At 73.7% G+C, this 12086-nt stretch carries 10 protein-coding genes; 5 read left to right on the top strand and 5 right to left on the bottom strand.

Annotated elements, in window-relative coordinates:
- Positions 1 to 51 precede the first annotated feature (51 nt).
- The 4 genes from ACZ42X_RS24235 to ACZ42X_RS24220 all read left to right on the top strand — a co-directional run bounded on the left by ACZ42X_RS24235 (position 52) and on the right by ACZ42X_RS24220 (position 4655).
- Positions 52 to 978, top strand: a complete 927-nt coding sequence (locus ACZ42X_RS24235) for a hypothetical protein (RefSeq protein WP_468293812.1) — start codon at positions 52 to 54, stop codon at positions 976 to 978.
- Positions 979 to 1031: 53 nt separating this feature from the next.
- Positions 1032 to 2282, top strand: coding sequence for an outer membrane protein assembly factor BamB family protein (locus tag ACZ42X_RS24230; protein ID WP_468293809.1), 1251 nt, complete (start codon positions 1032 to 1034; stop codon positions 2280 to 2282).
- Positions 2283 to 2354: 72 nt separating this feature from the next.
- A complete protein-coding gene (gene sigJ, locus ACZ42X_RS24225) occupies positions 2355 to 3299 on the top strand; it encodes an RNA polymerase sigma factor SigJ (protein ID WP_468293806.1) in 945 nt (314 codons plus the stop codon).
- A gap of 123 nt (positions 3300 to 3422) precedes the next feature.
- Positions 3423 to 4655 (top strand): NAD(P)/FAD-dependent oxidoreductase, encoded by a 1233-nt coding sequence (locus tag ACZ42X_RS24220; RefSeq protein WP_468293803.1) that lies wholly within the window; start codon positions 3423 to 3425, stop codon positions 4653 to 4655.
- On the opposite strand, the gene ACZ42X_RS24215 is transcribed toward ACZ42X_RS24220, so the two are convergent.
- The 4 genes from ACZ42X_RS24215 to ACZ42X_RS24200 all read right to left on the bottom strand — a co-directional run bounded on the left by ACZ42X_RS24215 (position 4593) and on the right by ACZ42X_RS24200 (position 9151).
- Positions 4593 to 5531 carry a TIGR04222 domain-containing membrane protein gene (locus tag ACZ42X_RS24215; RefSeq protein WP_468293800.1) on the bottom strand — a complete coding sequence of 313 codons (939 nt, stop codon included), beginning with the start codon at positions 5529 to 5531 and terminating at the stop codon, positions 4593 to 4595. The genes ACZ42X_RS24220 and ACZ42X_RS24215 overlap by 63 nt on opposite strands.
- A gap of 64 nt (positions 5532 to 5595) precedes the next feature.
- Positions 5596 to 7389: a M16 family metallopeptidase gene (locus ACZ42X_RS24210; RefSeq protein WP_468293797.1), complete on the bottom strand. Its 1794-nt coding sequence runs from the start codon at positions 7387 to 7389 to the stop codon at positions 5596 to 5598.
- 4 nt (positions 7390 to 7393) lie between these two features.
- Positions 7394 to 8353, bottom strand: a complete 960-nt coding sequence (locus ACZ42X_RS24205; protein ID WP_468293793.1) for a hypothetical protein — start codon at positions 8351 to 8353, stop codon at positions 7394 to 7396.
- A 102-nt stretch (positions 8354 to 8455) separates the two neighbouring features.
- The gene (locus ACZ42X_RS24200) at positions 8456 to 9151 is read right to left on the bottom strand and encodes a GDSL-type esterase/lipase family protein (protein ID WP_468293791.1); all 696 of its coding nucleotides are present in this window, start codon (positions 9149 to 9151) and stop codon (positions 8456 to 8458) included.
- Positions 9152 to 9222: 71 nt separating this feature from the next.
- On the opposite strand from ACZ42X_RS24200, the gene ACZ42X_RS24195 reads away from it, so the two are divergent.
- Positions 9223 to 10275, top strand: coding sequence for a WD40 repeat domain-containing protein (locus ACZ42X_RS24195; RefSeq protein ID WP_468293788.1), 1053 nt, complete (start codon positions 9223 to 9225; stop codon positions 10273 to 10275).
- 28 nt (positions 10276 to 10303) lie between these two features.
- Here the strand turns inward: ACZ42X_RS24195 and ACZ42X_RS24190 are convergent, their stop codons facing one another.
- A complete protein-coding gene (locus tag ACZ42X_RS24190; protein WP_468293785.1) occupies positions 10304 to 11941 on the bottom strand; it encodes an ADP-ribosyltransferase domain-containing protein in 1638 nt (545 codons plus the stop codon).
- Positions 11942 to 12086: the final 145 nt, after the last annotated feature.

The raw sequence follows: 12086 nt of genomic DNA, 5'->3' as shown, positions 1-12086 counted from the left end.
CCAACACCCATCCGAGGACCTTCACTCCCAGTGGAAGGCAACTCCACGGAAATGCTTCGGCATGCTATCGCGCCCGTTCGGCGCTACACCAAGGTCTCGCACGACGTCGTACGGCATTCGCACCTCAACAGCGACGCGAAGATCCTGCTCATTCACATCCAGGGGCTGCCCGACGGCAAGGTCGGCAAGCCGCTGAGCGAGCACGCCGCCGAGTTGGGGCTGAAGCCCCGGGCGTACCAGAAGGCCAAGCGACTGCTGGTCGAGGGCGGGTTCGTCCACGAGTGGCAGTTCCAGGACCACCGGGGCCGGTGGGCCACGGAGCAGCTCTGCTCGAACGTCACCCTCACGAGGGAGGAAGCGGCCCGGGTCCGGGGCGGCGTTCCGGCGGAAGCGTCTCCGGCCGAGCCGCCAGGTCCGCCGGTCGCGCCGCCGAGTGCGCCGGAACCGACCGTCGGTGAATCGGCACCCCGGGTGGTCGGCGGCTCCCCTCCGGAAGACGAAGACGGAGAGAAGAACGATCCCCACCACCCACCCAAAGCCCCGGCCCCGGCTTCGGCGCCGGAACTCGACCAGGCCGAGCGGGTCCTCCTCTCGCTGCGGCATACGCACCCCGACCTGCTGCTCGGCGTCCGCGAGGCACGCGGCCTCGCCGACGCGGCGGCCGAGTGGTTGCGGCGCGGCCTGTCGGCGTCCGAACTGCACCGGGCGCTGACGTCCGGGCTGCCGCCCGGGGGCGTCCGCTCGGCGGTGGGGTTCCTGCGGCACCGCCTGGTGGAGAAGCTGCCCGTCGCCGCGGAAGCCGCCGCGGGGCCGCGCCAGATGGTCGTCTGTGAGGGGCCGGGTGACGAGCACCTGTTCCGGCCGGTCGGGGACGAGACGCAGTGCGGGCGCTGCCGGCAGGCCGCCGCGGCGGCGGCCCCGCGCCCCGCCCCCTCCTGGCGCGCCCTCGTCGCGCGGGAGGCGGCCGCCGGCGCGTAGGCCGTCCCCTACCCCGAGGCCTTCGAACTGCTGGACCAGGGGTGGGGATCCGTATGGCGACGCGTACGAGCGATGACGCGGCACCGGGGTGGTGGAGGAGGGCGATCGCCCTCGCGGCACTGATCGTCGTGCCGCTCGGCCTCCTGGCGGGTCTCGCCTCCGCCATCGCCTCCGAATTGGGCTACATGCCCGGCGACTCCATGGAACGCGTCTGGAACACCCCGCACGACCGCGCGGCCGCCGCGTACGGCAACGCGGCCTGGCTCGTCGGGGACACCGTCGTCCGCAGCCGCTACGACGCCGTCACGGCCTTCGACGCCGGGTCGGGGAAGCGGCGTTGGCAGTACGACCCACCCAGGACGGCCGAGATCTGCGCGACGAGCCGCGTCGTGGCGGGCTCCGTCGCGCTGATCGCCCATGGCGACGTGGGCAAGGGCTGCGCCACCGTCGTCGCGATCGACCTGAAGAACGGACGCGAGCTGTGGCGGATCAGCCGCACGCCGGGCGCTGGGCCGTGGGCCGGCGGGGAGGACGTCGTCGCCGTCGGCGGCGGACTCGCCGTGTACCTCCCCGCCGACCGGGCCGTGGGCGCCTTCGACCTGCGCACCGGCGCCAAGCGTTGGCAGGCCGCCGTACCGAAGGGTTGCCTGCCGCACGGGGTCGCCGCCTCGGCCCGGCAGGTCCTCGTGGTCCTCGCCTGCGAGGAGATGAAGCTCGCCGCGTTCGACCCGGCCGACGGCACGGCGCGGTGGACGGTCCCCCTCGGTGACCGGCGCCCGATCGGCACGGACGTGTCCGTCGGCTTCCTGTCCGCCGCCGAACCGGCGGTGCTCGACGTCGAGTCGCGGGATGAGCACGGGACGGACTCCTTCGTCTCCTTCGGGCCGGACGGCCGCCGTCAGGCGCTGATCGAGTCCGTCGGTGGCAACGCCGGCATCCCGGTGGGCAGCCGGGAAAGGGTGGCTGTCGACGGCGGGAAGCTCTTCACCCACATCGGAGGCGAGATCGTCGCCTACGACCTGACGAGCGGCAACGAGGTGTGGCGGGACTCCGTGTCCGGCGGGATCACGGCACTGCACGCGGGCGGTGGCCGCGTGACGGTCCTGACCCGCGAAAGGAGGGGCCATGACCAGCTGTACGTCCACGACGCCGCCACCGGCGAGCGCCGGGACGCGCGCACCTTCAACCGCGACGCGGACGACGGCAACGCGGAGCTGGCGGGCCTCCTCAGGTACGAGGACCTGTTGATCGCCGTCCGTTGGGGCGACGGCGTACGGCCCTTTTCGGGGTACGCGACCTGGTGAGGCGGGTGAGCGGCCGGATCGGCCGGCCATCCCGCCTGCCGCGCCGGCCCCCGGACGGCTACGATCGCGCGCATGGCCCTGATCACGAGTGACGTCGACCGGTTCGAGGCCGCCAGGCCGCGGCTGGAGGCCATCGCCTACCGGTTGCTCGGCTCGGCGAGTGAGGCGGAGGACGCCGTGCAGGAAACGTTCCTGCGCTGGCAGGCCGCCGACGTGGCGCGGATCGAGGTGCCCGAGGCGTGGCTCACGAAGGTGCTGACCAACCTCTGTCTCAACATGCTCACTTCGGCGCGCGCCCGGCGGGAGACGTACGTGGGCAGGTGGCTCCCGGAGCCGCTCCTCGCCGGGGACCCGATGCTCGGCCCGGCCGACACCGCCGAACAGCGCGAGTCGGTGTCGTACGCCGTCCTCGTCCTGCTGGAGCGCCTCTCGCCGGGCGAGCGGGCGGTGTACGTGCTGCGGGAGGCCTTCGACTACCCGCACCGGGAGATCGCCGCGATCCTCGACATCACCGAGGCCGCCAGTCAGCAGACGTACCACCGGGCCAAGAAGCACGTCGCGGACGGCAAGGCGCGCACCGAGATCGACGAGGCCGCCGCCCGGCGGATCGTCGAGGAGTTCCTGGCGGCGGCGACCAGCGGCCGTACCGAACCCCTCGTACGCCTGCTGACCGAGGACGCCATCGCGGCCGGTGACGGCGGCGGGAAGGTCCCGGCCCGCGCCAAGGCGTTCGAGGGCGCGCTCGCGGTCGCGAAGTTCATGCGCGGCCTGTTCAAGCCCAGCGAGGCCAAGCGGGCCCTCGTCGGCGGCGCGCCCGCGATCTATGCCACGACCGCCAACGGCGAGCCCGCCATCGTGGCGGTCGTGGACGGCCGGGTCGTCGCGGTCACCTGCCTGGAGGTCACCGCGGAGGGCATCGTCGCGATCCGCAGCCAGGTCAACCCCGACAAGCTCGTCCGTGCGACGGAGCTGTGGACCGCCGCGCACCAGGGGGAGCCCCCGCTCCTCACGCTCTGACCCGGCTCCGGCGGGATGTGACGTGGTTCACATCCCGAACCTGTCAGGAAACGTCGGGCTGCCCGGTTCAAGAGGCGAAACCGCGCAAGACAGCGGCGGAACCTCGCAGACAGGAGCAGGCCCATGCAGCACCGCATCGTCGTCCTCGGAGCCGGCTACACCGGAGCCGTCGCCGCCGGCCGCGTCGCCCGGCGACTGCACCGCGCGGACGTCACCATCACACTCGTCAACCCCGAGCCCGACTTCGTCGAGCGCGTCCGGCTGCACCAGCTCGCCGTCGGGCAGGAGCTGAAGCCCCGGCCGTTCGGTGAGATGTTCGCGGGCACGGGCGTGGCGCTGAAGCTCGCGAAGGTCACCGCCGTCGACGTGGACCGCAAGACGGTGACGGTCGCCCCCGCGAACGGCTCCCAGCAGGAGGTCCTGGAGTACGACACGCTCGTCTACGCCCTCGGCAGCGGCTGGAACGACGGCGGCGTGCCCGGCGCCGCCACCCACGCGTACGAGGTCTCCAGCCGCCCCGGCGCCCTCCGCCTCCGCGACCGCCTCGCCGCCCTGGACGCCGGCCGGCCCGTGGTCGTGGTCGGCGGCGGCCTGACCGGCCTGGAGGCCGCGACGGAGATCGCCGAGGCCCGCCCGGACCTCGACGTCGCCCTGGCCACCCACGGCGCCTTCGGCGACTGGCTCTCCGAGAAGGGCCGCGCCCACCTGCGGAAGGTGGCGGACAAGCTCGGCATCACGGTCCACGAGTACGCGGCGGTGAACGCCGTGGAGGCGGATCACGTCACGACGGCCGACGGCCGGACCCTCCCCGCCGACGTCACCGTGTGGACCACCGGCTTCGCCGTCCACCCCATCGCCCAGGCCACCGCCCTCGAACTCACCGACCGGGGCCAGATCGTGGTCGACGCCACCATGCGCTCGGTCTCCCACCCGGACGTGTACGCGGTCGGCGACGCGGCGATGGCCATGGGACCCAACGACAAGCCGCTGCGCATGTCCTGCGCCTCGGGCGTCCCCATGGCCTGGCAGGCCGCCGACGCCATCGCCGCCCGCCTGGCCGGGGTCAAGGTGCCCCGCGTCCCCATCCGCTACTTCCAGCAGTGCGTCTCGCTCGGCCGCAAGGAGGGCCTGATCCAGTTCGTCACGGCCGACGACCGGGCGAAGGACGGCGCCCTGACGGGCCGCGTGGCCGCGCTCTACAAGGAGCTGATCTGCAAGGGAGCCGCCTGGGGCGTGGCCAACCCGACCGCGGGCCTGCCGACCCGCCGCCGGCGCGTCGTCCAGCTCCCCGGGTCAGCCGCTGCCGCCGCACCCGCCGCCGCAGCCACCGCCCCCGCCACCACCACCGCAGCTTGAGGCCGCGCCCGCGGCGCCGTCGCCCGGCGAACCCCAGTCGGCGGCGGCGCCGCACCAGGGCGCGAGGGTGCCGCTGACGGCGGCGCCGGTCCCGTTGCCGTAAGGGCTCTGCCTCGCCTTCCAGGTCTCGGGGGTGACCAGGGCCAGCAGTTCGGGCTCCTCGGAGGCGGTCAGGCCGTCGAGGGCGACGGCCACCGTGGACGGGCGGTCGCACGTGGTGCGCAGGGTGGTGAGCATCCACTGGACGCGGTACGGCACCCGTACCGAGACCGGCTTGAGCAGCCGGGAGGCGGCCTCGGCCACGGCGAACAGCGCGAAGCCCGCCCACCAGAAGGCGGACGGGCCGGTGGCGACGTCGACGGCGGACAGGACGGCCGGGAACATCGCCGACCACGACAGCAGGCTCCGCGACCGGCGCTGGGACCGGCGCAGTGCGGGCCCTATCACCAGGCCCTCCGCCTCCAGGCGGTCGCCGATGGACTGCACCGCGCGGCTCGTGGACGCGCGCGCCACCAGCTTGCTGAGGCGCTCGGTGCGGGAGACGCCCGCCGCCTGGACGAGGGCCTTCTCGAGGGAGCCGGCCGCGTACACGTCGTCGTGGAGGGTGACCGTGCCGTCGTCGGAGACGGACAGCCGGCCCTCCCGCTTCATGCGGAACAGCAGCGTCGTCACGACCCGGCGCGGCCCGCCCGCCAGGAAGGCGACCTCCTCGGCGGAGAGGCCCTCGGCGGAGAGGCCCTCGGCGGAGAGGTCCTCCGCGGAGAGGTCCTGGCGGACGCGTACGCCGCCCTCCATCGCCCTCGTGACGCGCGTCGCGACGGCCAGGCGGTAGCCGATCGCCGCCGCCACCACGATCAATGCCGCGAGATAGAGCATGGTTGTTCCCCCGTTCCCCCGTTCCCCGTACGGGGGTTGTCCCCGGGGCGGGAGATCGGCAAGCTCAGCGGCGGGCGGCCCTGCGGGACTTCCAGTGGCGGCGGGCGGTGACCGCCAGCGCGGCCACGATGAACGCCTCCAGCAGCCACACCGTGAAGAGGAATCCCCAGTCGGGGCCCGCCGCGACCGACGGGTCGAACTCGTCCGCCGTACCGGTCACCGCGACCAGGCTCCAGAACAGCGCCAGCACGCCCAGCACCCACAGTTTCGCCTTCGAGGCGCGCTGCCCCGGAACGGGCGGCTCCGGGCGGCGCGCCTCGGGCTGCGGGATGCGGTCCGGGGAGCGCGCCGGCATCGGGACGACCACCTGCGGCGGGACCGCCGCGTCGATCGGGGCGAGCGCGGCGGGCGTCACCTCGTACAGCGTCGGCTCGACGGAGACGCTCATCCCGTCGAGGCCGATGAGGTGGCGGGCGCCGTCGGGGAAGGCCAGCACAGCCGCGCACTGGTCGTAGCGGACGCTGACCTGGTTTCCGGGCGAGACCAGGCTGACGCCCTCCGCGCCGACGACCAGCGCCGCGCGCGAGTCGGTGCGGTAGGCGTGGCGGCGGCCCTCCAGCACCTCGGCCGACTGCGACGGCGCCTCGTGGAAGCCGGCCCAGTCGGCGCCCCGGCCGCCGGGCACCTTCAGCAGGGCGTTCGCCCACACCTCCTGGGCGACGGCGTGCAGGTCGGCGGGGGTGAGGGCGTCCAGCTCGGCGAGGTAGGCGTCCTTGCCGGGGAGCGGGTGGCCGGTCAGCAGGCCGAGGGCGTACGCGGGCAGCTGGGCGGCGGCGAGGTCGGGGACCTCGTACATCTTGCGGCGGGCGGCGCGTACGGCGGCGAAGTCGGCCTCGTCGACGCGCCCGGCGCGCAGGGCGGCGAGGACGTCGATGAAGCCGCCGACGACCGCGTCCTGCTTCCGCGGCAGCGCGTCCGCGAGCGCCGTGATCGTCGCGAAGTCGGCGTCCCGTGGCGCGTAGTCGCTGTCGGCGGTGTACGACAGGCCGCCCTTCTGGCGCAGCTCGCGGAAGAGCGCCTTGCCGAGCACGTCCGAGAAGACGCCGGCGGCGGTCGAGCGGCGGACCACGGCGTCGAGGACGACGACACCGTCGTCGCCGTGGAAGAAGGCGGGGGTGTGGGGCAGGGCGGACGTCACGGCCGGCATCGGGTGGCGGGGGCCGGACGGCAGGCGCAGGTCCAGGCCCTCGGGCAGGTCCCCGGACGGGCTGTCGCAGCTGATCCACAGGACGGCGTTCTCGCGGGTGAAGCGGGTGGCCGCCCAGTGGCGTATCGCGGCCGCGTCGAGCCGGGGCAGGCCCAGTTCGTGGTACGAGGCGAGGCCGTGGCCCTGGGCGCCGTACCGCCACAGGGGGACGTCGGAGTGCGGGCCGGTGCCGCGCCCGGCGGCCTCGGTGCGAAGGATCTCCTTCTCCGTCTCCAGCCGCTCCACGGGCAGATCGCGCAGGGCCGCGCAGACGTCGTTGAGGTACGCGACGACCTCGGCCGGGTCGCCGGTGACGTGGAAGTGGGTGTGGGTGGCGTCGGTGGTGCCGTTGTAGTGGTGCGGGCCGGCGCCGTCGATGCCGTGGCGGTGCAGGGCGAGGTGCTCGACGAGGTGCGTGATGCCGCGCGTGGCGAGCGTCTCGTCGGCGCTGCCGACGCGGAAGAGCAGACCGGCGGAGGCCGGGCCCGGGCGGTGCGCGAAGACGGTGCGTACGCCCTCGATCACGGTCTCGCGTATGCCGGCGACGGCGGTGCCGGGAACGGTGCCGGTCGCGGAGTCGGTGGCGTGGTCGCCGTGGCTCATCGGGTTCATCGGGTCAGCCCTTCGCCAGTGCGTGCTTGCGGTGCCGGAGGAACGCGGCCGCCGGGTCGTCGTCGAGGTAGTCCCAGGGGTGCCTCGTCGCGTTGTCCCCGAGGGCGCGGAAGTGCGGGGCGGCCTCGGCGTAGTGGCGTCCCAGGGAGAGGGCGGCGGCGAAGTGGCCGTGGGCGGAGACCCAGTGGAAGCCGGGACGGTAGTGGGGGTGCAGGACGGAGTGCGCGGCGGCCGCGGTCAGTTCGTCGCGGACCGCGGGCTCGGCCAGCCGGCGGCCGCCCTCGCGCGGGGAGAGGTCGAGCCACTGCTCCAGGTACGCCTCGGCGACCAGCGTGGCGTTGTGCCCGCCGGGCGGGGAGGCGGCCGCGCACTCCTTCGCGAAGCCGAAGGCGGCCTCCCAGGAGCCGCCCCACTTCGGGCACAGCAGCTGGAGGAGCTGCGTCTGCGCCGGGTAGTGGTGGGGGTGGTGTTCGGCGAGCCGGTCGTAGCGGCGGCGGGTCTCGCTCTGGCCGAGCTCCAGGCCGCGCGCGGTGATCAGGCGCAGGTACCAGCCGAGGGCGTAGTCGGGGTACTCGGCGCAGACCTCGATGAGGAGGCCCTCGGCGCGGCGCAGCCAGGCGTGGAACTGGTCGAACTGCTCGCGCGAGACGTGCTGGGCCCGGGCGTTGGAGCGGATGCCCCAGCCGATGCGGACGCGGCGGTCCGCGAGGAGGCACCGGGGGAGCGGGTCGCCGGGGTGGTCGGCGACGGCCTGCTCCAGGAACGCCTCGCAGCCGTCGAGGCCCGCGACGTACGAGCAGGCGTAGGCGCGTTCGTCCTCGTGCGTCAGACCGGCGAAGAAGCGGGCGACGGCCGGCCAGTCGCGCTCCGCCACGGCGGTGCGGAGGGTGTCGAGGACGGGCATGGTGAGGTGCGCGTCGAAACGCGGGCGCGCCGAGAAGAGCGATGACGCGGAGTTGGGCACGGAGATCTGTTCCCCCCAAGGAACGCGCACGCGGGGGTGGTGCGCACGATGGACCCCGGAGGGTAGCAGTCCGCTTCTGTGGCGGCTCTGTCAGGAGTGCCGCTACCAGGGGGCGGAGGCCGCTTCGTACGGGCCGCCGATGTCCCACGCCTGGTGCATCGCCGCCGCGAAGGCCGCCGCCAGCTTGTGCTCGCCCGACGGGCCGGGGTGGGTGCCGTCGTACGTGTCGGTGTGGAGGTCGTACGCCTCCGGGGGCGTCGCCAGCAGCAGGGGCGAGCCCGGCTCGTCGAGGTCGGCGACCGCCTTTGCGAGCAGTTCGTTGAAGCGGGCGCACTCGGCGGCGAAGTCGGGCTCGTCGCGGGCGCGGACGTTCGGGATGACCGGGAGGAGCACGGCGCGGACGCGGGGGTTCGCGGCGCGCGCCTCCTGGAGGAAGGCGCGGACGTTCTCGGCGGTCTGGTCGCTGTTGGTGTAGAAGCCGAGGTCGATCAGGCCCAGGGCGACCAGCAGGACGTCCGCCTTCGTGGAGGCGACGGCCCCGCGGATGAGGGGCGCCATGTGGAGCCAGCCCTCGCCCCAGCCGGCGAGGTGGCGCTGGGCCTTGGTGGGGAAACCGGGGTCGCCGTACGCGTGGGAGACGGGCGCGTCGGCGGAGGTGTCGTACAGCTCGGTGCGCGGGCCGACGATGGCGTACGGGCCGCCGAAGGTGGCGTTGAGGTGCTGCCACATGCGGTAGCGCCAGGTGTAGTCGCCGGCGCGTCCGATGGTTTGGCTGTCGCCGACGAACATGAAACGCATACGGCCATCATCCCCGACCGGACCCCCGGCCGGGGAGCGCGGGGGCGCTGTGACCATGGACACTGGGGCGTATGGCTGCGTTCTTGCGGATGGCTTCGGTGGCGGGTGCGCTCGTGGCGGGCCCGCTCGCGGCGGGTGCGCTCGTGGTGGCGGCCGCCGTCCCGGCGGTGGCGGACGACGGCGGGTTCACCCTCCAGGACCCGCGGATCACCGAGTCCAGCGGGCTCGCGGCCAGCCGCGCCCACCCGGGCGTCTACTGGACGCACAACGACCAGTACGGGCCGCGCGTCTTCGCCGTCGACGGGCGGACCGGCCGGACGGTCGCCACGGTCACCCTGCGCGGGATCGGCACCCCGCGCGACATGGAGGCCATCTCGGTCGGCCCGGACGGTGCCGTGTACGTCGGGGACATCGGGGACAACCTCGACGGCTCCTGGGACCACGTGTGGATCTACCGCTTCCCCGAGCCGAAGGAGCTCGGCGACCGGACGGTCGACGCCACGCAGTACACCGTCCGGTACGCCGACGGGGCGCGCGACGCGGAGGCGCTGATGGTGCACCCGAAGACGGGCCGCGTGTACATCGCGTCGAAGAACGAGGACGGCGGCGGCCTGTACGAAGGGCCCGCGCGGCTCTCCGCGGACGGCGCCAACGTCTTCCGCCGCGTAGGCGAGGTGCCGTGGGTGACGGACGGCGCCTTCTCGCCGGACGGGACGGAGCTGGTGCTGCGGAGCTACTTCAGCGCGCGGGCGTACGCGTGGGAGGGCGGGGGCCGGCTGGGGGAGGAGCGGCGGGTGTCCGCACCGTTGCAGCGGCAGTCGGAGTCGGTGACGTACACGCTGGACGGGAAGGCGCTGATGATCGGGTCGGAGGGGGAGGGGAGCGAGGTCGTCCGGGTGCCGGTGGAGCGGGGAGCCGGTGCCGACGCCGGTGCCGACGGCGGGCAGGGGCGGACGCCGGCTCCCGGCTCCCCTTCGGGCAGCGGCAGCGGCAGCGGCGGCGGCTCGGCGGACGGCTCGGGCGGCTCGTCCGGTGAGGGCGGGAACGCGACCCTGGGCGCGCTCGTGCTGGGCGCGGTCGCGGTGGGTGCCTTCTGGCTGAGGCGGCGGCGCCCGCGCGGGTAGGGCGGCGCCGGCGGCGGCGCCGGCTTGTTCAGGACACGAGCGGCTGCTCCTCCAGCTCGGTCAGCCGCACGGTGCACAGGCCGCCGCGCTCGGTCTTCACGTCGGTGACCTTGAGCTGGGTGCCGGGCGCGAGGATGTACTCCTCCTCGCCGGTGAACGCCGAGAAGCTGCGGATGCCCACGGCCCGGACAGGCTGCACCTCGAAGAGCGTCCGCTTGCCGCGGCTGCCGAGGAACGACCGGGCCACGCCGAGCTCGGACGTGCACGAGGACACGCCCCACCAGGTCACCGTCCGCCCGAGCGGGTACTGCGCCCGCAGGTCCAGGGCCACGCCGCGCCACAGCGGCTGGGTGCGGGCCGGGAGCCCCGACACCGCCGAGAACAGCAGGCGCAGATAGGGCAGGTACGGGACGAGCCTGGACCGGTCGGGGGCGCGCAGGATGGCGTTGATCTCGCGGTAGAACGCCGACTCGCAGGTGTAGAGGTAGAGGGCGGCGATGGCGTCGGCGGAGAGGCCGTCGGCCGCTTCGTCCGCCCGCCGCTTGCCGAATTCGTGGGACAGCCGGACGTGCCGGTCCAGGCCGGACAGCAGCCGGGCGACCGGGGCGACGGCGTCGCGGAAGTCCATGAGCGGGGTGTCGAACACGCCGGTGATGGCGGGGAGGACGAGGCCCTCGTCCTTGACGCTGGAGAGGCGGTCCAGATAGAGCTGGTGCAGCTCCATGGTGGACGCGATGAAGGCGCCCATGCGCTCGGCGGTGCCGTCGTCCGCGGTCCCGCCCCCGTCGGCATCCGCCGCGGCGCGCTGGTCCCACCCCTTGCTCGGGAGCCAGTCGACCTCGTCGGCGCCGAGTGAGGCGAGGGCGTCGTTCACGGTCGCGAAGTGATCGCCTTCGCAGAAGAGGTCGCCCTGTGCCGCCGGGTTGGCGTGGTCGATGTGGCGGACGTCGACGTCGGGATACTTCTCCTGGAGCCGGAGGACGATCTTCTTCAGGCTGCGCGCGTGAGCGCCCCACCAGGCGAAGACGACACCGCGGTCCTCCTCGGCGGCGTCCTGCTTGGCCTTGAGGATCTCCTCGACGATCCGCTCGGCGACCGGCCGCCAGAACGCCGTGTGCCGGTCGGGCCCCGTCGACCGGTCGCCGCTGGCGGTGAGCGCGGCGTTCAGCAGCAGCACCCCCTGCGTGAGCATGGCCTGGAACCACTCCGGCGGCTGGACGGTGTCCTGCTTCGCCAGCAGCGCGCGGACGTCGGCGATGGGCGTCTTCTTGGGTATCCCGTACTTCCACATCGCGGCCGCCTTGATGATGCAGCGGATGCTGACGACCCTGCCGAACTGGCTGTCCTTCCAGTCGTGGAAGGTGTTGTCGAACATGGCGATGCCGGTCGCGCTCTCCGGCCGCGGGTAGGGGTTCTGGCCGAAGACGACGACCTTCCACTTGTGCGGCGGGTGGGGCTTGAGCGCCTGGAAGGTCAGTTCGCGGACGGGAACGACTTCGGGGCTGCGGTCGGGGCCGATGAAGCCGGCCGCACCGGGCTGCGCCTCGATGACGGGCTTCAGCAGCGGGAGCCACGGTTCGCCGCCGCCCTTGAACAGTTCGGCGAGGGCGAGCGGGTCGGCCGGGTCCGGGGTGGAGGGGGTGGCCGGGGTGTGGGAATCGCTCATGGTGAAGGGCTCCGAATCTCATCGGTCACGAAACTGGAGCGGGACGCTAGCACCGGGCAGTGACAGTGGGACGTTGGTGACGAACCATCACGTACCTTCGCAAGAAGGCCGGTTGTCAGTGGCGGACGCTAGCGTCGTGGGCAGT

It is taken from the genome of Streptomyces sp. NPDC030862 (genome assembly GCF_055571835.1).
This window is presented reverse-complemented; position numbering and strand designations above follow the sequence as displayed.

Excerpts from the sequence above, each read along its gene's own strand:
- ACZ42X_RS24235 (WP_468293812.1), top strand. The coding sequence starts at position 52 with ATGCTTCGGCATGCTATCGCGCCCGTTCGGCGCTACACCAAGGTCTCG.
- ACZ42X_RS24230 (WP_468293809.1), top strand. The coding sequence starts at position 1,032 with ATGGCGACGCGTACGAGCGATGACGCGGCACCGGGGTGGTGGAGGAGG.
- sigJ (WP_468293806.1), top strand. The coding sequence starts at position 2,355 with ATGGCCCTGATCACGAGTGACGTCGACCGGTTCGAGGCCGCCAGGCCG.
- ACZ42X_RS24220 (WP_468293803.1), top strand. The coding sequence starts at position 3,423 with ATGCAGCACCGCATCGTCGTCCTCGGAGCCGGCTACACCGGAGCCGTC.
- ACZ42X_RS24215 (WP_468293800.1), bottom strand. The coding sequence starts at position 5,531 with ATGCTCTATCTCGCGGCATTGATCGTGGTGGCGGCGGCGATCGGCTAC.
- ACZ42X_RS24210 (WP_468293797.1), bottom strand. The coding sequence starts at position 7,389 with ATGAACCCGATGAGCCACGGCGACCACGCCACCGACTCCGCGACCGGC.
- ACZ42X_RS24200 (WP_468293791.1), bottom strand. The coding sequence starts at position 9,151 with ATGCGTTTCATGTTCGTCGGCGACAGCCAAACCATCGGACGCGCCGGC.
- ACZ42X_RS24195 (WP_468293788.1), top strand. The coding sequence starts at position 9,223 with ATGGCTGCGTTCTTGCGGATGGCTTCGGTGGCGGGTGCGCTCGTGGCG.
- ACZ42X_RS24190 (WP_468293785.1), bottom strand. The coding sequence starts at position 11,941 with ATGAGCGATTCCCACACCCCGGCCACCCCCTCCACCCCGGACCCGGCC.